General features: G+C 74.5%; 9 protein-coding genes. All 9 read right to left on the reverse strand.

Translation table 11 applies throughout. The features are described from left to right. Positions 1 to 30 precede the first annotated feature (30 nt). The 9 genes from A6F73_RS17860 to sbnA all read right to left on the reverse strand — a co-directional run bounded on the left by A6F73_RS17860 (position 31) and on the right by sbnA (position 22,115). Complete coding sequence (locus A6F73_RS17860; protein WP_244293425.1) at positions 31 to 1,731, reverse strand: NAD(P)/FAD-dependent oxidoreductase; 1,701 nt, start codon at positions 1,729 to 1,731, stop codon at positions 31 to 33. Positions 1,732 to 1,742: 11 nt separating this feature from the next. Further along, the gene (gene fabG, locus A6F73_RS17865; RefSeq protein ID WP_063348724.1) at positions 1,743 to 2,471 is read right to left on the reverse strand and encodes a 3-oxoacyl-ACP reductase FabG; all 729 of its coding nucleotides are present in this window, start codon (positions 2,469 to 2,471) and stop codon (positions 1,743 to 1,745) included. Next, a complete protein-coding gene (locus A6F73_RS17870) occupies positions 2,468 to 3,589 on the reverse strand; it encodes a beta-ketoacyl synthase N-terminal-like domain-containing protein (RefSeq protein WP_107452908.1) in 1,122 nt (373 codons plus the stop codon). The genes fabG and A6F73_RS17870 overlap by 4 nt, the downstream gene beginning before the upstream one ends. A gap of 2 nt (positions 3,590 to 3,591) precedes the next feature. After that, positions 3,592 to 4,860 carry a beta-ketoacyl-[acyl-carrier-protein] synthase family protein gene (locus A6F73_RS17875; RefSeq protein ID WP_063348725.1) on the reverse strand — a complete coding sequence of 423 codons (1,269 nt, stop codon included), beginning with the start codon at positions 4,858 to 4,860 and terminating at the stop codon, positions 3,592 to 3,594. Positions 4,861 to 4,921: 61 nt separating this feature from the next. Then, entirely contained in the window at positions 4,922 to 5,170 is a 249-nt protein-coding gene (locus tag A6F73_RS17880; protein ID WP_063348726.1) for an acyl carrier protein, read from the reverse strand. Positions 5,171 to 5,457: 287 nt separating this feature from the next. Next, positions 5,458 to 5,661, reverse strand: coding sequence for an MbtH family protein (locus tag A6F73_RS17885; RefSeq protein ID WP_063348727.1), 204 nt, complete (start codon positions 5,659 to 5,661; stop codon positions 5,458 to 5,460). Between the two features lie 50 nt (positions 5,662 to 5,711). After that, on the reverse strand, positions 5,712 to 13,001 hold the full coding sequence (locus A6F73_RS17890) for a non-ribosomal peptide synthetase (RefSeq protein ID WP_063348728.1): 7,290 nt from the start codon (positions 12,999 to 13,001) through the stop codon (positions 5,712 to 5,714). Then, positions 12,998 to 20,959, reverse strand: a complete 7,962-nt coding sequence (locus tag A6F73_RS17895; protein ID WP_063348729.1) for a non-ribosomal peptide synthetase — start codon at positions 20,957 to 20,959, stop codon at positions 12,998 to 13,000. Before A6F73_RS17895 ends, A6F73_RS17890 begins: the two co-directional genes overlap by 4 nt. A 118-nt stretch (positions 20,960 to 21,077) precedes the next feature. Further along, a complete protein-coding gene (sbnA, locus tag A6F73_RS17900) occupies positions 21,078 to 22,115 on the reverse strand; it encodes a 2,3-diaminopropionate biosynthesis protein SbnA (RefSeq protein ID WP_063348730.1) in 1,038 nt (345 codons plus the stop codon). Positions 22,116 to 22,268 lie beyond the last annotated feature (153 nt).

The following is a 22,268-nucleotide window of genomic DNA, read 5'->3' on the forward strand; positions in this document are numbered from 1 at the left end:
GAGGGGTGAGGAAACGGAGGGGAGGAGGGGTCAGCCGATGCGGGCCAGGCCCTTGGCGCGCTGCCGCGCCCGCCCGCGCGAGACCACCAGCGGGTCCCAGTCCGGGCCGCGGTCGGGCAGCCGGGAGGGATCGCCGAGCACTGCGCCGCCGAACACCTCGCGCAGCAGCCCGCGGCCGATGATGTCGGAGGCGGCGGCCATGCCGCTGTTCGCGACCGCGGCGATGCCGCTGCCGTAGCGGACGCTCTGGCCGACCACGTACAGGCCCTCGACCTCGGTGCGCACGTCCGGCCGCTGGTTGGAGCCGCCCCAGCTGGCCATGCCGTACGGGGTGCCGCCGGTGGCCCGGATGTAGCGCTCGTGGGTGAGCGGGGTGGCCGTCTCCAGGTGGGTGATGCGCTCCCGGAACGGGCCGATGACCTTCTCGGCGGTGGCCAGCATGACCTCGGTGAGCTGCTGCTTGCGGGCGAGGTAGGCGGCGTTGCGGCGGTAGGGCTCGCCGTCGGCCGGGCCGCCCTCCAGGCCCCAGAACCCGTAGCCGGGCGGCAGGCCCGTCATGAGCTGGAAGTTGCTGTGGCCGGGCGGGCAGACGGCGGTGGCGCCCGGGTCCTTGAGGGAGGCGAAGGAGAAGGTGAGCGCCGGCACCGAGTCCATCGAGCCGTCCCGCGCGTACCGCTCCAGCATGGCGGCGTGCGCGCCCTCCATGTCGTCGCTGTCGTGCCACCAGAGGTTGGCGTTGGGCAGGCCCGGCAGTTCGGTGTCGAGCCCGATGTACACCGAGACGAAGGAGCCGCGCATGGTCGCCGCGCGGGTGCGGGCCACCACCTCGGCGGGGAAGGCGTCCTCGCCGCCGCACAGGTCGAGGACGGTGCGCCGGTAGTCCGCGTTGGAGATGACCAGCGGGGCCGAGACCCGCTGCCCGTCGGTGAGTTCGACGCCGGTGGCGCGCCCGTTCTCGACCAGGATGCGGCGGACGTCGCAGCGGGTGCGCAGTTCGCCGCCGTGCGCCTCCAGCGCCTCGACGAACGCGGCGACCATCGCCTGGCCGCCGCCCTCGGGGTAGTACGCGCCGCGCAGGTAGTGGTCCATCATCGAGGCGTGGTGGGCCAGGCTGATGCCGTCGGGCATGGTGCCGTAGTTGCCGGCCTGCGCCGCGAGCAGCGTGCGCGCCTTGGCGGAGAGGCCGAAGTGGCCCAGGGCGTCGGCGAAGGTGCGGCGGGACCAGCGCATGGTCTGCGGGGACTTGCGGAACAGGTCGACCAGGGACTCGCCGTTCAGGCCGGCGCGGGTCGAGCCGGCCACGTTCTCGGCGAGTTCGAGGAAGCCGGCGATCCGGTCGGCCTCCTCGGGCAGGGCCTGCCGCAGCCGGTCGCGGTAGGCGTCCCAGCCGGCCGGCACGTCGACGGTCGCGGTGGGCGTGATGATCCGGTCGAAGCCCTGCTCGTTGTCCATCGGCCGGAACCGCACCCGGTCCAGGACGCCGAGGCCGGCCAGGATCGCCGGGAAGTGCCCGTCGGGGCCGCAGTCGCCGAGGTAGTGCGTGCCGACGTCGAACTCGTACTTGCGCCGGCGGCGGAACACGTGCGCGTTGCCGCCGGCGATGTCGTGCTGTTCGAGGACGAGGACGCTGCGCCCGTCGGCCGCCAGGTAGCCGGCGGTGGTCAGGCCGCCGATGCCGCTGCCGACGACGATCGCGTCGTAGTGGTCGCGCAGTCCCTGGGCCCCCTGCATTCGTGCTCCCATCAGAACGTGCCGCCGCCGTGGATCTCGAAGACCGACCCGCTGATGTAGGCGGCGCGGTCGGAGACCAGGAAGGAGACCAGGTCGGCCACCTCCTCGGGCTTGCCGGCCCGGCCGAGGGCGACGTTCTTCAGCATCCGCTCCACCGCGGCATCGGACATGTCGCCGACCATGTCGGTGGCGATCAGGCCCGGCGCGACCACGTTGGCGCGCACGCCGCGCGGGCCGGTCTCCTTGGCGAGGGACTTGGTGAAGCCGATGATGCCGGCCTTGGACGCGGCGTAGTTGGCCTGGCCGAGGTTGCCGTAGATGCCGGACACCGAGGACAGGTTGACGATCGATCCGCTGCGGCGCTTGCTCATCGCGAAGGCGGCGGCGCGGCACACGTGGTACACGCCGTCCAGGTTGGTGCGCAGGACCTGGTTCCAGTCGTCCTCCGGCATCAGGATGACCGGGCGGTCCCGGGTGATGCCGGCCGAGGTGACGGCGGCGTCCACCGGGCCGACCTCGCGCTCGGTGCGGTTGTACCAGTCGCGGACCTGCTCCGGGTCGGCCACGTCGCACTGGGTGGCCGTGATCCGGGTGCCGAACTCGCCTGCCTGCTTGGCGAGTTGCTCGGCGGCCTCGGCGTTGGAGCGGTAGCAGAAGGCGACGTCGTAGCCGTCCTGGGCGAGGCGCAGCACGATGGCCTTGCCGATGCCCCGGGACCCGCCGCTGACCAGGGCGATCACGCGTGCTCCCCGAAGAGTCTCAGGACGGCGCAGCCCACCGCGCCGTCACGGTCGACGGCGGACACCAGGGCGATCCGGCCCCGGGCCGCCGGGTCGGCCTCGGCCACGCCGAGCACCGCCTGGATCTGGAAGGACGCGGAGGCCGCGCTGGTGTCGCCGAGCAGTTCCATGGACGGGACCCGGCCCAGTGCCTCGGCCGGCAGCAGCGCGGCGAGCGCGTCGTACTCGGCCCGGCCGGCCGCGGTCGGCGCGGCGCACGGGACGGCGGCCCAGACCTCGTCGGCGGTGACGCCGGCGCGGGCCAGGGCGCGCTGCACGCACGCGGTGACGGCGGCCTTCGGGTCGTCGTCGATGTCGACGCGGGTCTCCACCGCGAGCACCGCGGCGAGCGCCGGGCGCTGGGCGGTGCCGGCGTGCTCGACGACGAACAGGCCGCAGCCCTCGCCGAGCAGCGGCGTGGAGTCGCCGGCCGCGACGGCGGTGTGCTCGATCCAGGCGTGCGCGGCGGAGAACTCCTCGGCCGAGCCGACCAGGTACTTGGTCGCCCGGCCCTGGCCCATCAGGCGTCGCGCGTAGTTGAGGGCGAGCAGGCCGCTGACCCGGCCGCCGGCGACGGTGGTGTTGGGGCCCTTGAGGTCGTGCCGGATGGCGGTGGCGCCGGCGGCGTGGTTGAGGCTGCCGAAGGGGATGCGGCCGGCGTCGACGTGGAAGGGCAGCGCGTTGGTGTAGGACTGCTTGAGGAAGTTGGTGACGTTCTCCAGGCTGCCCATCGAGATGCCGAGGACCACACCGGTGCGGTCGTCGGTCTCCACCACCCGGTTGCCGTCAGCGTCCTTGAGCAGGCCGTCGGAGGCGACCAGGGCCAGCGCGGTGAGCCGGTCCATCTTGGCGGTGCCGGTGGGGCCGAGCAGGCCCTTGATGTCGAAGCCGGGCACCAGGCAGACGTCGGGCGACGGCAGCGTGCCGAGCGCGGCGTCCGCCTTGACGGCGGTCTTGGCGCCGGCGCGCACGCCGGACGCGAAGTCCTGGCGGGTCAGGCCGTACGGCGACACGGCCGACCAACCGGTGATGACGAGTGTCTCCGGCGGCAGGGCCGCCGGGGTGGCTGCGGTGGTCATCGTCAGACTCGCTCTCCGTACGTGCCCAGAATCAGGATGGCGTTGTTGCCGGCGAAGGCGCTGGAGTTGTTCTCCACGATCCGGACCTCCGCGTCGACGGCCTGGTTGGGCACGACGTCCAGCGGGCAGTCGGGGTCGGTCTCCACGTGGTTGATGGTCGGCGGGATGAACTGGTGCTCGATGGCGAGGCTGCAGGCGATCGCGCCGAGCGCGCTGGCCGCGCCCATCGAGTGGCCGAGCATCGACTTCACCGCGACGGTGCGCGGCGGTGCGTCGCCGTACACGTCGACGATGGCGGCCGACTCGGTCTTGTCGTTGGCCTTGGTGCCGGTGCCGTGCGCGGAGATGAAGTCGATCTCGTCCCGCTCGACCCCGGCGTCGTCCAGGGCGAGCCGGATGCCGCGCGCGATGCCGTCGCGGTTCGGCGCGGTCGGGTGGGCGGCGTCGCAGCTGAGGCCGTACCCGAGCACCTCGGCGTAGATGTGCGCGCCGCGGGCGAGGGCGGACTCCAGGCTCTCCAGGACGAGGATGCCCGCGCCCTCGCCGGTCAGGATGCCCTGGCGGTTCTTGTCGAACGGGCGGACCACGTCCGGGGTGAGCGCGCCGAAGCGCTTGAACAGCGCGAAGGCCTTGCGGCAGACGGCGTCGGCGCCGCCGCACAGGGCGATGTCGACCTCGCCGGAGCGGATCGCGTCCAGCCCGTAGCCGATCGAGTAGTTGCCCGCCGCGCAGGCGGTGGTGATGGTGGTCGGCTCCACGTTCGGCATCCGCAGCTCGCGGGCGATGACGGTGGTGAGCCGGCCGGCGTTGATCCGGCGGGACAGCACCGGGTCCATGCCCTCCGGGTCCCCGGCCGCGATCTCCTGCTCGACCAGCACGCCGATGTCGTGCCCCTCGCCGTCGGTGGTGCCGACGCTGATGACGGCCTGGCGCTCGCCGAGGTCGGCCTCGGTGAGCCCGGCGTCCTCCACGGCCATCCGGGCGGCGGCGACGGCGAACTGCCCGGCGCGGCCCATGTCGTCGAGGGGGACGTTGCGGATCCAGCGCTCCGGCTCGAAGTCGGGGACCTCGCAGGCGATGTTCTGGCCGAACCCCTCGGTGTCGAACCGGGTGATCGGCCGCGCACCGGAGCGGCCGGCCCGCAGCCCCGCGGTGTACTCCTCGACACCCGTGCCGATGCTGGAGATCGCCCCGAGGCCGGTGAGGACGACCCGGCGGCGGTCGGCGGGCACGCCGGCGCGGGGTGCCGCTGGTGACTGTGCGGTGGACATGGGACTCCTTAAGCAGTGGGATGCCTGCGGGCGGGGGTTCCGGTCCCGGAACCCGCCCCGATCACCAGCCGGCGGCCGTCGCGGTCACCTGGTACGTGGCCTCCACGTTCACCATCTTCGGCAGCTCGTTCATGTCGATGACGATGGAGTACTCCATCTCCAGGGCGCTGAGCACGTCGATGAGCTTCAGCGAGTCGGCGCCCAGCTCGTCGACGAACAGCGCGGTGTCGGCGAACTCGGTGTGCACGTCGATGTTCTCGGCGATGATTTCGCGGATCCGGGTGAGACGCTCCGGGGCTACCGTCGTCATGCTCGTTTTCCTCCGTTTTTGCGGGTGCCCTGTGCGGGCGCCCTGGGGTGCCCGGAAATCGGGCCTCTGAGCAGCAAATTAGTCAGGCCCGATGACGGGTCGATGACGTCCAACTGACCGCTCACTGACGGGTCCTGGCGGGGTGTCGCGTGCCTGGTGGGGAGGGGTGCGGGGGACAAAACGGCCGCCCGCCGCACCGGCGGGCGAAGGCCCTGGGGGTGCGGCGGGCGGCGGGGTCGGAGCCGTCCGGCGGCGTTCTTCCGGATTCCGGGCGCGGGCCCGGCCGGTCAGCCCTGCTGCTGGAGGCTGAGCGGGCGCATGTCCGTCCAGTTGCCCTCGATGTGGGCGACGGCGGTGGCCCGGTCGGTGGCCTCCAGGGTCACCGACCAGCCCTCCGGGACGGCGGCGAAGGACGGCCACAGGGAGTGCTGCCCCTCCGCGTTGACGAGGACGAGGAAGGTGCCGTCTTCGCGGTCAAAGGGGTTCGCCATGACTGTTCTCCAGATCTCGGGATCGCGGGACGTGCCGGGTTGACCGGGCGTCAGGTGGTCGGGGTGCCGGTCGGGCTCGCGGCCAGGGCGGCGAGGGCGTGTTCGACGACCGCGCCGATCGCCGCCGCCGGTGCGGGTTGCAGCAGCTGCTGGTGCCCGCTGTCCACGTCGTGTGCGAGGACGGCGGAACCGACGTGCGGCTCCCAGCTCTTGACCTTGAGGGCGCGCTCCTCCGGGGTGGGGCGGGTGTCGCCGCCGACCGCCACGAAGAGCGTCATCGGGCAGCCGTCGAAGCGGCCCGGGGTGAACCGCTGGAACAGCTCCAGGTTGTTCCGCATGACCCCCAGCAGCCGTTCCAGCGTACCCGGTTCGAGCGCGGCGAGGGGGCCTTCGGTGCGGGCCAGGTGTGCGGCGACGCCTTGCGGGGTGAGCCGTTCCGGCTCCGCCGCGTCGACCCCGGCCTCGGCCAGGAAGTCGGCGAGGAACTCGGCGTCGCTGGGCCGGGCCCCGAGGGCGTCGTCGGGGTAGGCGTCCAGGTTGGCCAGGAACGCCACCTGTTCGCCGGCTGCGTGCAGCCGGACGGCCATCTCGTGCGCCACGACGCCGCCGTAGGACCAGCCGAGCAGGTGGTACGGGCCGTGCGGCTGTACGGCGCGCACCCGGGCCAGGTACTCCTCGGCGACGTCGCCCAGGTCGGTCGGCAGCGGGCCGTCGTCGGATAGGCCGCGGGCCTGGAGGCCGTAGACCGGCTGCTCCGGGTCGAGGTGCTCGGCGAGCGCCGCGAACGGGATCGCGAAGCCGAGGCCGCCGTGCACGCAGAACAGCGGGGGCCGCCCGCCGGTGGGCCGGATCGGCAGGACGGGCCCGAGCAGGTCGACCGCGCCGCCCCCGGTGGCGGCGGCCGCGGCCAGCGCCTCCAGGGTGCGGTGCTCGAAGACCGCGCCGAGGCTGATCGGCAGCCCGGCCCGGCCGGCCGCGTTGACCAGCCGGATCGCCTTCAGGCTGTCCCCGCCGAGGGCGAAGAAGGAGTCGTCGGGGCCGACCGGGCCGGTGCCCAGGACCTCCTCGACGGCGGCGCAGAGCAGCCGTTCCGGCTCGGTGCGGGGCGCTCGCGGGGCGCGGGCCGAGGGGGTGGCCGCGGGGGCGGGCAGGGCCTTGACGTCCAGCTTGCCGTTGGCGTTCAGCGGCAGTTCCGGCAGCGCGGTGTAGCTCTCCGGCACCATGTGGCCGGGCAGCGAGCGGGCCAGGTGGCCCTGCAACTCGGCCGGTCCGGGGGCCGGCCGGCCGTCGGCGGGCACCAGGTAGGCGACCAGGCGGCGCTGGCCGGCGGCGTCGGCGGGGGCCAGGACGACGGCCCGGGCGACGGCCGGGTGCTCGGCCAGCAGCCGTTCGATCTCGCCGAGTTCGACCCGGTAGCCGCGGATCTTGACCTGCTGGTCGGCGCGGGCGACGTACTCGATCCGGCCGTGCCGGTCCCAGCGGACCAGGTCGCCGGTGCGGTACATGCGCTCCCCGGGCGCGCCGAACGGGCAGGCGGTGAAGCGGGCGGCGGTCAGCGCGGGTTGGCCGAGGTAGCCGCGGGCCAGGCCCTCGCCGGCCAGGTACAGCTCGCCGACCACGCCGCGCGGCACCGGCCGCAGCGCCTCGTCCAGGACGTACGCGCGGGTGTCGCCGATCGGCAGGCCGATCGGGACGGTGCCCTCGGCGCGGCCGAGGTCCTGGCCGGTGGCGAAGGTGGTGGTCTCGGTGGGGCCGTACACGTTGAACACCGTGGTGTCCGGCAGGGCGGCCCGCAGCCGGTCCAGGTGGTCGCGGGAGTGCGCCTCGCCGCCGGTGAGCAGCGCCCGCAGCGGGGCCAGGGCACGCGGCCGGGTGTCGGCGATGGTGTTGGACAACTGGGTGGTGAGGAAGGCGACGCTCACCCGGGCGCGGGCCAGGAAGGACTCCAGGGCCTGCGGGTCGGCCGGGCCGGGCGGGTGGACCGCCACCCGGGCGCCGTGGGCGAGCGCGCCCCAGATCTCGAAGGTGGAGGCGTCGAAGGCGACCGGCGCGAAGTAGAGGAAGGTGTCCGCGGCGGTCGGCGCCAGCTCCGGCAGGCCCAGGACCAGGCGGACGGCGGCGCGGTGCGGGACCGCGACGCCCTTGGGCTTGCCGGTGGAGCCGGAGGTGTAGATGACGTACAGCAGGTCGTCGGGGTCGATCGGGGCGGCGGGCACCGGGGCGGTGACGGGCCGGTCGGCCAGGTCGGCCAGGGTTTCGGGGGCGTCCAGGAGCAGCTTGACGACCCCGGCGGGAAGCTCCCGTTCGGCCAGGGAGCGTTCGGTGACGAGCAGCCGGGCGCCGCTGTCGGCCAGCATGTCGCGGACCCGCTCGTCGGGGTAGGACGGGTCGATCGGCAGGTAGGCCGCGCCGGTGCGGGCGATCGCCAGCAGGGTGCTCACCACGGCCGGGCCGCGCTCCAGGCGCAGCGCCACCAGGTCGCCCCGGCGGGCGCCGCGCGCGGTCAGCAGGTGGGCCAGGCGGTTGGCCTCGGCGTCCAGTTCGGCGTAGCTGGTGTGCCGCAGCCGCTCGGGGTGGCCGGGCTCGGTGTGGACCAGCGCGACCGCGTCCGGGGTGGCCGCGATCCGGCGGTCCACCAGGGCGGTGAGGGTGCTGCGCGGGGTGCCGGCCCGGTGGGTGCCGAGGGCGAGCAGTTCGGCCTCCTCCTCGGGCCCGAGCAGGTCCAGCCGGGACAGCGGCCGGGCGGGTTCGGCGAGGGCGGCGGCGAGCAGCCGCAGGTAGGCGTCGGTGATCCGGTGGGCCGTGGCGGGTTCGAACAGGTCGGTGCGGTACTCGACGGCGAGCGCGAGCGCGCCGCCGGCCTGCTCGGTGAGCTGGAAGAACAGGTCCCACTTGGCGGTCCGGACCGGCACCGGCTGCTCGGTCACGGCGAGCTCCGGGTCGTCCTCGGGCGCCGGGGCCGGGCCGGCCTGCTGGAAGCCGAGCATCACCTGGAACAGCGGGTGCCGGGCCATCGAGCGCTCGGGGTTGAGCACCTCGACGAGCTTCTCGAAGGGCACGTCCTGGTGCTGGTGGGCGGCCAGGTCGTAGGCCCGGACCCGTTCGGCGAGCTCGCGCAGGCCAGGGTCGCCGGAGGTGTCGGTGCGCAGCACCAGGGTGTTGACGAACATGCCGACCAGCTCGTCGAGCCGCTCGTCGGTGCGGCCGGCGATCGGGCTGCCGAGCGGGATGTCGGTGCCCGCGCCGAGCCGGGTGAGCAGGGCGGCGAGCCCGGCCCGCAGCAGCATGAAGACGCTGACGCCCCAGGCGGCGGCGAGCCGGTGCAGCTCGGCGCTGAGCGGCTGCGGCACGGTGGTGCGCACGACGTCGCCGCGGTGCTCGGCCCGGGTGCCGCGCGGGTGGTCGAAGGGCAGCGCCAGTTCCTCCGGCAGGCCCTTCAGGGTCTCGCTCCAGTAGCCGAGTTGGCGGGTGAGCTCGCTCTGCGGGTCGTCCTCCGCGCCGAGCAGTCCGCGCTGCCACAGGGCGTAGTCGGCGTACTGGACGGGCAGCGGCGGCAGTTGGGCCGGGCGGCCGGCCACCCGGGCCCGGTAGTACGCGGTGAGGTCGCGGGTGAGCGGGGCGAGCGACCAGCCGTCGCCGGCGATGTGGTGCAGGACGATCGTCAGCACGTGCTCGTCCGGGCCGAGCCGGAACAGGCGGGCGCGGAGCGGAAGGCTGCGTTCCAGGTCGAAGCCGCGCGCGGCCTCGGCGGCGAGGGCGGCGGGCAGGCCCGCCTCGGTGGTCTCGCTCACCGGGAGCGGGACGGCGGCCTCGGCCGGGGTGAGCACCCGCTGTTCGGCCGGTCCGCTGCCGGTGGTCTCGGGGGCCTCAGCGGGGGCGTGTTGCGGGAAGACGGTGCGCAGCGCCTCGTGCCGGGTGACCACGTCGTGCAGGGCGCCCGTCAGGGCGGCGGTGTCGAGCCGCCCGGAGAGGCGGATCGCCAGCGGGATGGCGTACAGCCCGCCGGGTGCGCCCAGGTGCTCGACGAACCAGAGCCGCTGCTGCGCGTACGACAGCGGCAGCACGGCCGGGCGCGGCCCGGCGGCGAGCGGGGCGCGGCCGGGTGCGGCGGCGGCCAGCCGTTCGGCGAGGCGGGCGGGGGAGGGGGCCTCGAAGAGGTCCCGCACCTGGAGTTCGGCGCCGAGTTCGGCGCGGACCCGGTTGACGATCCGGGTGGCGAGCAGCGAGTGGCCGCCGAGGGCGAAGAAGTCGTCGTCGACGCCGACCCGGTCGAGTCCGAGCACCTCGGCGAAGACGCCGCAGAGCTGCTCCTCCTCGGCGGTGCGCGGGCTGCGGGCCGAGGTGGTGTACGCGGGGGCGGGCAGGGCGCGGCGGTCGAGCTTGCCGTTGGCGGTCAGCGGCAGCGCGGCGAGCGGGACCACGGCCGCCGGGACCATGTACTCGGGCAGCCGCTCGGCGGCGAACTCCCGCAGCCCGGCCGGGTCGGCGCCGTCGCGGGGCACCACGTAGGCGACCAGGCGCTGGTCGCCGGGCCGGTCCTCGCGGGCGATCACGGCCGCCTCGGCGACCGCGGGGTGCTGGCCGAGGACGGTCGCGATCTCGCCCAACTCGATCCGGAAGCCGCGCAGTTGGACTTGCTCGTCGGCGCGGCCCAGGTACTCCAGGGTGCCGTCGGCCCGCCAGCGGCCGAGGTCGCCGGTGCGGTACATCCGGGTGCCGCCGGGCTCGAACGGGCAGGCGACGAAGCGGGCCGCGGTGAGGTCGGGGCGGCGCAGGTAGCCGCGGGCCAGGCCGGGGCCGGTGATGTACAGCTCGCCGGGCACGCCGGCCGGGACGGGCTGCAGGGCGCCGTCGAGCAGGTAGACCCGCAGGTCCGGGATGCCGCGCCCGATCACACTGCCGCCGCCGGCGGCGGCCGTCGGGGCGTCCAGCTCCTGGTAGGAGACGTGCACCGTGGTCTCGGTGATGCCGTACATGTTGACCAGGCGCGGAGCGTCGTCGGCGTGCCGGGTGTACCAGTCGGTGAGCTTGCCGATGTCCAGCGCCTCGCCGCCGAACACCACGGTCCGCAGGGCGAGCGGGCGCGGGCGGTCGGCGTCGGCGCGCATCAGCTGGTAGAAGGCGGACGGCGTCTGGTTGAGGACGGTCACCCGCTCCTCGGCGAGCAGGTCCAGGAAGGCGTCGGGGGAGCGCGACACGTCGTACGGCACCACGACCAGCCGGCCGCCGCGCAGCAGCGCGCCCCACAGCTCCCAGACGGTGAAGTCGAAGGCGATGGAGTGGAACAGCGTCCACACGTCGCCGGGGCCGAAGTCGAACCAGTCGTCGGTGGCCTCCAGCAGCCGCGCCACGTTCTGGTGCGGCACCACGACGCCCTTGGGGCGGCCGGTGGAGCCGGAGGTGTAGATGACGTAGGCCGGGTGCTCGGGGGAGGCCGCGGTGTCCGGGGCGGTGGCCGGGTGGGCGGCCAGCGCGGCGGCCGTCTCCGGGGCGTCCAGGTCCAGGCGCGGCAGGTCCAGGCGTGGCAGGTCCGGGGCGTCGGGCGGCTCGGGCAGCACGCCGCCGGCGGTCAGCAGCAGTGCCGGACGGGCGTCGCGCAGGGTGTAGCCGATCCGGTCGGCCGGGTGGCCGGGCTCCAGCGGCAGGTAGGCCGCGCCCGCCTTGAGGACGGCCAGGACGGCGACGATCAGCTGGACGCCGCGCGGCAGCGCGACGGCCACCAGGCTCTCCGGGTCGGCGCCGCGGGCGGCGAGCAGGTGGGCGAGCCGGTTGGCCCGCTCGTCCAGCTCGCGGTAGCTGAGGGCGGCCTCGCCGGGGGCGGTGACCGCGACGGCGTCCGGGGTGCGGGCGGCCTGCTCGGCGAACAGCTCCGCGACGGTGGCGCGCCGCGCGGGCTCCCGGGGGGCGGCCGAGGCGCCGCTCCACTCGCCGAGGATGCGGGCCAGTTCGGCGGGCTCGGGCGCGCCGAGCCGGGCGAGCGGGGCCTGCGGGTCGTCGGCGACCTGCTCCAGGACGCGGACCAGCCGGTCCAGGACGCGCTGTGCGGACGACTGCGGGTCCTCGGCGGCGTCAGTGTGCTCGGCGGCCTCGGCGAAGGCCGAGGGCCGGTAGGCGAGGTGCAGGTCCAGCCGCTCGCCGGGGAAGACGGTGAGGCTCAGCGGGTAGTGGGTGGCCGAGAGCACCTGGGCGGAGCTGACGGTGCCGCCCGACTCGCGGAACAGCGCGGCCTCGTCCAGCGGGTAGCTCTGGAAGGCGAGGACGGTGTCGAACAGCTCGCCCTGGACGCCGGAGGCGGCCTGCGCCTCGGCGAGCGGCAGGTGTTCGTGCGGCATCATCGCGAGCTGCTGGCGGGCCAGCGCCTCGAACAGCTCGCTCGCCCGCTGGTCCGGGCGCAGATCGGCGCGGACCGGCAGGGTGTTGGCGAACAGGCCGATCATCGACTCGACGTCCGGGACCTCGGCCGGGCGGCCGGAGGTGACCGACCCGAACACCACGTCCTCGCGGCCGGTGAGCCGGCCGAGCAGCAGCGCCCAGCAGCCCTGCACCACGGTGTTGAGGGTCAGGCCCCGGCCGCGCGCCCAGCCGGCGAGCGCCGCGGTGCGCTCCGGTGACAGGAACCCCCGGACGAGCGACGGCAGTTCGTGGGAGTCGCCGTCGCCGGCCCCGGGCAGCGCCCGGACCGGCCCGTCCAGGCCGTCCAGCAGCTGCGCCCAGGCCGCCCGCGCGGCGGCCCGGTCGCGGCCGTTCAGCCAGGTCAGGAACGAGCGGTACGGCGCGGGCGCGGGCAGCGCCGCCGCCCCCGCCTCGTCGCCGAGCAGCACCAGCTCGCGGACGGCCAGCGGGAACGACCAGCCGTCCATGACGATGTGGTGCACCGACCAGAGGAACCGGTGGTGCCCCGCGCCGAGCCGGATCAGGGTGAACCGCATCAGCGGCGGCCGCGCCAGGTCGAACCGGCGCAGCCGGTCCTCACGCGTCAGCCGCTGCGCCTCCGCCTCCCGGTCGGCCTCGGGCAGGTGGGTGAGGTCGTGCAGCTGCCACTGCGGCTCGACCTCGGTCTCCTTGAGGACGACCTGGACGGGCTCGCCGGTCTTGCGGTTGCGGAAGCAGGCCCGCAGGTTGGGGTGCCGGCGCAGCAGCGCGGCCGAGGCCGCGCGCAGCCGGGCGGCGAGCTGCTCGCCGTCACCCGCGCCCGGCCCGTCGATCTCCGCGACGAACTGGAGGGTGTACAGGTCGGGCGAGGCCTGGTCGTACGAGGACAGGAACAGCAGCCCCTGCTGGAGGGGGGAGAGCGGAAGTACTTCGCTGATCTTCGACCCGGTTCTGGGGACGGTCGTCACGAAAGTTCCTCATTCAACTCGAATTCCAGATCGGCCAGTTCCTCGTCGGACAGGGCGATCAGACTGCTTTCGGGCTCCGTCGGGGCGGGCTCGGCGGGGTTCTGCTCCTGCTCCTCGGCGACCTGGGCCAGGGCGGCGGCGGTCTTGTGGGTGAAGATGTCGCGGGTGGTGAGGGTGAGTCCGGCCTTGCGGGCGCGGCTGACGACCTGGATGGAGCGGATGCTGTCGCCGCCGAGGGCGAAGAAGTCCTCGTCGATGCCGACCCGGCCGGTGCCGAGGACCTCGGCCAGGATCTCGGTCAGCACCTGCTCGCGCTCGGTGCGCGGCGCGCGGGCCTCCTCCTGGTCCCCCAGGTCGGGCCTGGGCAGGGCCTTGCGGTCGAGCTTGCCGTTGGCCGTGAGCGGCATGGCGGGCAGCACCAGCCAGGATGCCGGGATCATGTACCCGGGCAGCAGCTCGGCCAGTTGACGGCGGATCCGGTCCGGGTCGACGCCGGGGCCGGTGAGGTAGCCGATGAGGCGGGGGTTGCCGGAGGCGTCGGGGAGGACGGCGACGGCGGCGTCGGCGACGGTGTCGAGGGAGCGGATGACGGCTTCGATTTCGCCGGTTTCGACGCGGCGGCCGCGGATCTTGACCTGGTGGTCGCGGCGTTCGATGAATTCGAGCTGGCCGTCGGGTCGTTGGATGACGCGGTCGCCGGTGCGGTACATCCGGGTGCCGGGTCCGGCGTAGGGGTCGGCCATGAACGTACCCGCGGTGCGGGCGGGGTCGTGGAGGTAGCCGCGGCCGACTCCGGCGCCGCCGATGTAGAGCTCGCCGGGCACGCCGACGGGGACGGGCTGGAGTTCGTCGCTGAGCACGTACAGCCGGGTGTTGCGCACGGCGGTGCCGATGGGGACGCGGGCGGTGAGGGTGTCGCCGGCGCGGATGACGGCGTGGGTGACGTCGTCGGAGCACTCGGTGGGGCCGTAGGCGTTCATCATCGGGATGTGCGGGTGGCGGGCGTGCCAGCGGTGGCACAGGTCGGCGGGGAGGGCCTCGCCGGTGACCATCAGCCAGCGCAGGTCCGGGAGTTCGGGTGCGTCGCCCTCGGTGTCCCAGGCGTCCAGGGCGGCGCGCAGCAGGGAGGGCACGACCTCCAGGACGGCGATCTTCTCGTCCCGCGCCATGCCGAACAGGGCGGCCGGGTCGGCGGCCATCTCCGTCCCCGAGACCCGGACGGTGCCGCCGACGACCAGCGGGGCGAGCATCTGCCACACCGACACGTCGAAGGTGAGGGGCGCGTTCTGGACGACGCCCTCCCCGGCTACCAGGTCGAGATCGCCGACCTTGGCCCAGAGGTGGTTCATCATCCCGGAGCGCTGGACCATCGCGCCCTTGGGCTTGCCGGTGGAGCCGGAGGTGAACATCACGTACGCCAGGTCCAGCCCGGTGCCCACGCAGTCGGGCAGGGCCCGCGCGCCGGCGGCCTGCTCCAGGCCGATGACGGTGACCGGCCCGCCCTGGACAGCGGCGGTGAGCTCGGCGGCCTGCGCCTCGTACCCGGCGCCGACCAGCAGGTGGCGGGCGCCGCCGTCCTCCAGCAGCCCGGTGTTGCGGGCGGCGGGGGCGGCCGGGTCGAGCGGCAGGTAGGCGCCGCCGGCGCCGATCACGCCCAGCACGCCGGTGATGAACGGGACGCCGGGCTCGGCGAGCATCGCGACCACCGAGCCGGTGGTGACCCCGGCCTCGGCGAGGCCCGCGGACAGGCCGCCGGCCGCCTCGACCAGCTCCTGGTAGGTCAGCGAGCCGGCGCCGTCGGTGACGGCGGTGGCCTCGGGGGTGCGGGCGGCGACGGCGCGCACCCGCTCGACGACGCCGAGGCTCTCCTCGGGGATCGACGGGTCCCAGGCGCCGAGCAGTCCGCCCAGCTCGCCGGGGGTGCCGGTGCCGGTGAGGTCCGCCGGGCCGGTCACGTCGACCTGGGCGAGCGGCAGTCCGGGCCGCTCGGCGACGGTCCGCAGCAGGTGCTGGAAGATCGCCGCGACCCGCTCGACCTCGGCCCGGCCGAACAGGCCGGGGTTGTAGTCCAGCCGCAGGTGCAGGCTGTCGCCGGGGTGGACCACCAGGCTCAGCGGGTGGTGCCGGGCGTCCAGGGCCTCGGTGCGGACGATGCGCGGGCCGTCGGCGACGCCGGTGTCGAGGCCGTTCTCGTCCAGCGGGAAGTTCTCGAACAGCACCACGGTGTCGAAGACCTCGCCGGACAGGCCGGCGGCCTGGTGGATCGCGGCGAGCCCGAGGTGCTCGTGCGGGAGCAGCGCGGTCTGCTGGTCCTGGAGGGCGTGCAGCAGTTCGGCGAGGGTGTCGCCGGGGTGCAGCCGGGCCCGGACCGGCACGGTGGTGAGGAACATGCCGATCATCGACTCGACGTCCGGGACCTCGGCCGGGCGGCCGGAGGTGACGGCGCCGAACACCACGTCCTGGCGGCCGGTGAGCCGGCCGAGCAGCAGCGCCCAGCAGCCCTGCACCACGGTGTTGACGGTCAGGCCCTGGGTGCGGGCCCAGCCGGCGAGCGCGGCGGTCAGCTCGCGCGGCACCTCGGCGAGCACCGCGTCGGGCAGCGCCGGGAGGCGGCTCGGGTCGGCGGGGACGAGCAGGGTGGGCTCGTCGATGTCGGCCAGCACCCCGTGCCAGGCGGCCCGGGCGGCCGTGCGGTCCTGCGCGGTCAGCCAGGCCAGGTACGAGCGGTACGGGGCCGGGTCGGGCAGCAGCGCGACGTCCGCGCCGGGCGCGCAGAGCGCGAACAGCTCGCGGACGAGCAGCGGCATCGACCAGCCGTCGACCAGGATGTGGTGGCTGGTCCAGATGAACCGGTGCCGGCCCTCGCCGTGGGTGACGAGCGCGAAGCGCAGCAGCGGCGGCGCGGCGAGGTTGAAGCGGCGGGTGCGCTCGGCCTCGGTGATGCGGTTCAGCTCGGCGGCCCGGGCGGGCTCCGGCAGGTCGGTCAGGTCGGCGTCCAGCCAGGGCAGTTCGGCGTGCTGGGCGATGACCTGGACGGGCTCGCCGGTGGCCCGGGCGCGGAAGGCGGCGCGCAGGTTGGGGTGCCGGTCGAGCAGGGTCTGCCCGGCGGCGCGCAGGGCGTCGGCGTCGAGGTCGCCCTCGATGTCGGCGACGATCTGCAGGGTGTAGACGTCGACCGCGTCCGCGGCGCTGCCGGCGGCGGTGTCGTAGTCGGCGTGGAAGAGCATGCCCTGCTGGAGCGGGGTGAGCGGCAGGACGTCGGCGAGGGCGGTGCCGGCCTCGGCGAGTTCGGCCTCGTACTCCTCGATCTCGTCCTGGGCCAGGGCGACCAGCGGCAGGTCGGAGGGGGTGCGGCCGCCCGCGCCGGGGGCGGTGGCGTGCCGGGCGAGCAGTTCGAGGGCGCGGAACCAGGTGGCTGCGACGTCCTGGGCGTCCTCCTCGGCGACGGTCCGGCCGGCCCAGGACCAGTTGGCGATCAGGTGCGGGCCGTCGTGCCGGTCCTCGGTGGCCGGGGTGACGTCGAGCAGGTGCGGCAGCGGCATGCCGGGGTGGGCGCCGGTGCCGACCACGCCGTCGCCGCCGGCCGGCTCCCAGAGGCGGGCCTCGCGGGCGTCGAAGCGGCCCATGTAGTTGAAGCCGATCTGCGGCTTGTGGTGGCCGGCCAGGGCGCGGGCGGCGTGCGGGTTGAGGTAGCGCAGCAGGCCGTATCCGACGCCGCGGTCGGGCAGCGCGCGCAGCTGCTCCTTGATCCGCTTGAGGGCGGCGGCGAGGGCGGGGCCGCCGGCCCAGAGCTCGTCCCAGTCGAGCGTGCCGGGGTCGAGGCGCATCGGGAAGGCGCTGGTGAACCAGCCGACGGTGCGGGACAGGTCGAGGCCGTCGCTGAGCTGCTCGCGGCCGTGGCCCTCCAGCTCGATCAGGGTCTGGGCGTAGTCGGCGCGGCCGTGCCGGCGGCGCCAGTCGGCGACGGCGAGGGCGAGGCCGGTCAGCAGGACGTCGTTGACCTCGGCGTGGAAGGCCGCCGGGACGTCGGTGAGCAGCGGGCCGGTGACCTCGGGGCCGAGCTCCAGGCGCAGGGTGCGCTGGGTGCCGTAGACGTCCGTCTCGGGGTCGAGCCGGTGGGTGCCGACCAGCGGGTCGGGGCCGGTCAGGATCGACTGCCAGAGGGCGAGTTCGGGGCCGCGGACCTGGGTGCGGGCCTGCGCGGCGAGCAGCTGGGACCAGGCGCGGTAGGAGGTGCCGACCGGGTCGAGGGCGGGGGTGCGGCCGGCCGCCAGCGCCTCGCAGGCGGCGGCGAGGTCGGGCAGCAGGATCCGCCAGGACACGCCGTCGATGACCAGGTGGTGGGCGGAGAGCACCAGCAGGGCGGTGTCGGCGCCGGGGGCCGCGCCGATCAGCACGGCCTGGATCATCACGGCGGCGGCGGGGTCGAGCCGGGCGCGGGCGGCGGAGGCCTGCCGCTCGGCGAAGCCGAGGGCGTCCTGGTCGTCGGCGCCGCTGCCGGCGCCGTTCTCGGCCGTGGCGACCAGGCGGACGCCGGCGAGCGCGCCGGGGGCCAGTGCCTCCAGGTGCCACAGGCCGGGGGCGGGTTCGGTGGCCCGGGTGCGCAGCGCGTCGTGGTGGTCGACCAGGGTGTGCAGGGCCGCGTCGAGCAGTTCGGCGTCCAGGGCGGCGGGGACCCGGACGACCACGTGCTGGCTGTACTTGACGACCGGGCCGGTGAGGCTGGTGGTGTCGTCGTGCAACTGGCCCATGATCGGGGTGAGTTCGTACGGGCCGGTGCCGCCCGCGTCCTCGGCGGGCGCGGTCGCCGCCGTGGGGTCGGCGCCGCCCGCGACCCGGGCGAGGGCGGCGGCGGTCTTGTGGGTGAAGATGTCGCGGGTGGTGAGGGTGAGCCCGGCCTTGTGGGCCCGGCTGACGACCTGGATGGAGCGGATGCTGTCGCCGCCGAGGGCGAAGAAGTCCTCGTCGATGCCGACCCGGCCGGTGCCGAGGACCTCGGCGAGGATGTCGCAGAGGACCCGCTCGCGCTCGGTGCGGGGGCTGCGGAGGGTGTCCTGCTCGCCGAGGGCGGGCTTGGGCAGGGCCTTGCGGTCGAGCTTGCCGTTGGGGGTGAGCGGCATGGTGTCGAGGACGAGCCAGGACGCCGGGATCATGTAGCCGGGCAGCAGTTGGGAGAGTTCGGCCCGGACCTGTGCGGGGTCGACGCCGGGGCCGGTGAGGTAGCCGATGAGGCGGGGGTTGCCGGAGGCGTCGGGGAGGACGGCGACGGCGGCGTCGGCGACGGTGTCGAGGGAGCGGATGACGGCTTCGATTTCGCCGGTTTCGACGCGGCGGCCGCGGATCTTGACCTGGTGGTCGCGGCGTTCGATGAATTCGAGCTGGCCGTCGGGTCGTTGGATGACGCGGTCGCCGGTGCGGTACATCCGGGTGCCGGGTCCGGCGTAGGGGTCGGCCATGAACGTACCCGCGGTGCGGGCGGGGTCGTGGAGGTAGCCGCGGCCGACTCCGGCGCCGCCGATGTAGAGCTCGCCGGGGACGCCGACGGGGACGGGCTGGAGTTCGTCGCTGAGGACGTAGAGGCGGGTGTTGCGGACGGCGGTGCCGATGGGGACGCGGGCGGTGAGGGTGTCGCCGGCGCGGATGACGGCGTGGGTGACGTCGTCGGAGCACTCGGTGGGGCCGTAGGCGTTCATCATCGGGATGTGCGGGTGGCGGGCGTGCCAGCGGTGGCACAGGTCCGCCGGGAGGGCCTCGCCGGTGACCATCAGCCAGCGCAGGTCCGGGAGTTCGGGGGCGGTGCCGTCGAGGTCCCAGGCGTCCAGGGCGGCGCGCAGCAGGGAGGGCACGACCTCCAGGACGGCGATCTTCTCGTCCCGGGCCATGCCGAACAGGGCGGCCGGGTCGGCGGCCATGTCGGTGCCGGAGACCCGGACGGTGCCGCCGACGATGAGCGGGGCGAGCATCTGCCAGACGGAGACGTCGAAGGTGAGCGGCGCGTTCTGGACGACGCCCTCCCCGGCTGCCAGGTCGAGGTCCCCGACCTTGGCCCAGAGGTGGTTCATCATGCCGGAGCGCTGGACCATCGCGCCCTTGGGCTTGCCGGTGGAGCCCGAGGTGAACATCACGTACGCCAGGTCCAACTCGCCTCCGACAGAGGCGAGTTCGGCGCCGCTGGTGGAGTCGGACGGGTCGGTCAGCGGCAGGGCGGTGGTCGCCCCGGCGGTGAGCTCGGCGGCCTGCGCCTCGTACCCGGCGCCGACCAGCAGGTGGCGGGCGCCGCCGTCCTCCAGCAGCCCGGTGTTGCGGGCGGCCGGGGCGGTCGGGTCGAGCGGCAGGTAGGCGCCGCCGGCGGCCTGGACGGCCAGCACGCCGGTGACGAAGGGGACGCCGGGCTCGGCGAACATCGCGACCACCGAACCGGTGGTGACCCCGGCGGCGGTCAGCCGGGCGGCCAGGCCCGCCGCGCGGGCGACCAGTTCGCGGTAGTCGATCCGCTCGGCGCCGTCGGCCACGGCCACCGCGTCGGGCGTACCGGCCGCGACGGCGCGGACCCGCTCGACCAGGCCCTGGTCGGCGGCGGTGGCCGGATCCCAGGCGCCGAGCAGCCCGAGCGGTTCGCCGGTCGCGCCCAGGCCCACCTGGCCGAGCGGACGGTCCGCGGGCATGGTGGCGAGGGTGCCGAGGAAGGTCTCGAACCGGGCGAGGTGGGTGGCGAGTTCGGCCGGCTCGTACAGCTCGGGGTTGCCGTCGAGGTGGATCTCGACGGTGCCGTCGTCCGCGTTCAGGACCGTCATGATGAGGTCCTTGACGATGCCGGTGGACAGGTTGACCACGACCCCGCGGCAGTCGCCGAAGGCCAGCTCCGGGTCCTGGTTGAGCACGTTGATGAACGGGCCGAAGGCGCGCTGGTCGTCGATCCGCAGGCCGATGTCGCGGCGGACCTTGTCCCCGCGGTAGCGCTGGTGCTTCAGCGTGCCGGCGACCTCGACCCAGGCCGCGCGCAGCAGTTCGGTGCGGGTCATCTCCGGGCGCACCCGGACGGCCAGCGGCAGGTAGTTGGCGAGCATGCCGGGGATCTCGCGGCTGACCGCGCCGACCCGGCCGGTGACCGGCAGGGTGAGCAGCGGCGCCGCGACCCCGGTGACGCGCTGGGTGTAGGCGGCCATCGCGGCGACCATCAGGACCGGCATGGTGACCTTGCCGTCCTGGGCGAGGGCGTGCAGCGCGGCCGTGGTCGCGGGGGAGAGCCGGGCGGTCTCGCGCAGCGCGACCCGGCCGGGGGCCGGCTCCTGCTCGGAGAGCGAGACCAGCTCGGGCACCGCGCCGTGCCGGTCGGAGGTGAGGCGGTCCGTCCAGTACGCGCGGTCCTTCTCGACCATCGACGAGTCGAGGTACTTGCGCTCGGCGTCCAGCAGCCGGTGGAAGGCCGGCATGGCGTCGGCGTCCAGCTCGGCCGGGCCCTCGCCGGCGGCCAGCCGGGTGTAGGCGCTGGACAGCTTGGGGTAGAGCAGCGAGCGGCTGAAGCCGTCCGCGAGGATGTGGTGCATGCACAGGTAGAGCAGGTGGTGCTCCGGGGCGAGCCTGATTAGCGCGCCGCGGAACAGCGGGAAGTCGGTGACCTTCATCGGGTCGGCGTGGTCGGCCCGCATCCACCGCTCGGCCGCCGCCGAGGGCTCCGCCTCGCCGCTGAAGTCCAGCGTCTTGAGCGGGAGCTGGGCGAGCGGGCGGATGATCTGGCCGGGGGCGCCGTCCTCCTCGACGAACTGCACCCGCAGCCCCTCGGCCTCGTGGCCGAGGCGTTGCAGCGCCCGTCCGAGCAGCTCGGCGTCGAGCGGTCCGCGCAGATCGATGTAGTCCGCCATGTTGTAGGCCAGCGGCCCGGCGGCGAACTGCTCGTCGAACCAGATCTCGGCCTGTGCCGCGGTGAGCGGAAGGACAGCGTTCCGGTTTGTCGTCACTGCTTTGCTCTCCGTCATTCTCAGCCTCAGCCCCGCCTTGAAAACTCTCGACCCTCTGACCCCGCCGGCCCCGACCCCGCCGGCTCCGACCCCGCAGGCCCCGCCCCCGGCGGACCGGTCAGCCGGACACGGTCTGGAGCCCGGCGGCGACGCCCGCCCCGAGGCCCCGGTGCTCGACCCCGGGCAGCAGGCCCTCCGGGCCGACCGAACCGCGCACCCACTCGTCGTGGTAGACGGTGTCCATGTAGCGCTCGCCCAGGTCCGGCGAGATGGTCACGGCGGTCACCCGCTCGCGCACGCCGCCCGCGCCGTCGCCGTAGTGCTCGTTCAGCCAGCGCAGCGCGCCGCTGACGGCCGTCCCGGTGGAGCCGCCGAACAGGAAGCCGCCGCGCATCAGTTCGCGGCAGGTGCGGACGGTGTCGGTCTCCTCGACGTGGACCGCCCGCTCCACCAGCGACTCGTCCAGCAGCGCGGGCCGCACGCTGGTGCCCAGGCCCGGGATGTGCCGGGTGGCCGGCGGGGCGCCGAAGGTGACCGAGCCGACGCTGTCGACCGGGACGACCCGCACCGAGGGGCGCCGCTCGCGGAAGTACCGGGCGCAGCCCATCAGCGTCCCGGTCGTGCCCGCGCCGATGAACAGCACGTTCAGGTCCGGGAACTGGCGGGCGATGGCCGGCGCGGTGGTCCGGTAGTGCGCCATCCAGTTGCCCGGACTCAGGTACTGGTTGAGCCAGACCCGCTTCTCGTCGGCGGCGAGCAGCGCCTTGACGTGGCGGATCCGCGCACCGAGGAAGCCCTCGGTCTCGTGCGGCTCGGTGATCAGGTGCACCTCGGCGCCGTACGACTCCATGGTGCGGCGGGTGACCTCGTTGCAGCGAGAGTCGGTGACACAGATGAACTTGTAGCCGCGGCTGGCGGCGAGCACGCTCAGGGCGACGCCCATGTTCCCGGACGAGGATTCCACCAGGGTCGAGCCGGGGCCGAGGACGCCCGCCGCCTCGGCCTGCGCGACCATTTCCCGGGCCGCTTTCAGCTTGATGGACCCGGCGAAGTTGAACCCTTCGACTTTCAGGAAGAGACGGTGCCCGAAGAACGGCTGCAGATTCACGAAGAGGTCGCTGACCTCGAATTCGTGCGACGCGGAAATGACCGGCACTGGAGACTCCTGGCCTTCGGTAACGAATTAGCCTCGGCGGCAAGCCTCCCGCCGGGCGCTGACGAGGGGCTGACGGACTGCTGACGGGGTCCGCGACCAGGGTTTCGGACCCGTCCGGAGGCACGCGTCAGCCGTCCGTCAGTTGCCGGTCAG

It is taken from the genome of Streptomyces sp. MJM8645, from assembly GCF_001625365.1.
Taxonomy (GTDB): Bacteria; Actinomycetota; Actinomycetes; order Streptomycetales; family Streptomycetaceae; genus Kitasatospora.

What these genes read in the sequence shown, in the direction of transcription:
- A6F73_RS17860 (WP_244293425.1), bottom strand. Translation starts at nt 1,731, where the DNA reads ATGCAGGGGGCCCAGGGACTGCGCGACCACTACGACGCGATCGTCGTC.
- A6F73_RS17870 (WP_107452908.1), bottom strand. Translation starts at nt 3,589, where the DNA reads ATGACCACCGCAGCCACCCCGGCGGCCCTGCCGCCGGAGACACTCGTC.
- A6F73_RS17875 (WP_063348725.1), bottom strand. Translation starts at nt 4,860, where the DNA reads ATGTCCACCGCACAGTCACCAGCGGCACCCCGCGCCGGCGTGCCCGCC.
- A6F73_RS17880 (WP_063348726.1), bottom strand. Translation starts at nt 5,170, where the DNA reads ATGACGACGGTAGCCCCGGAGCGTCTCACCCGGATCCGCGAAATCATC.
- A6F73_RS17885 (WP_063348727.1), bottom strand. Translation starts at nt 5,661, where the DNA reads ATGGCGAACCCCTTTGACCGCGAAGACGGCACCTTCCTCGTCCTCGTC.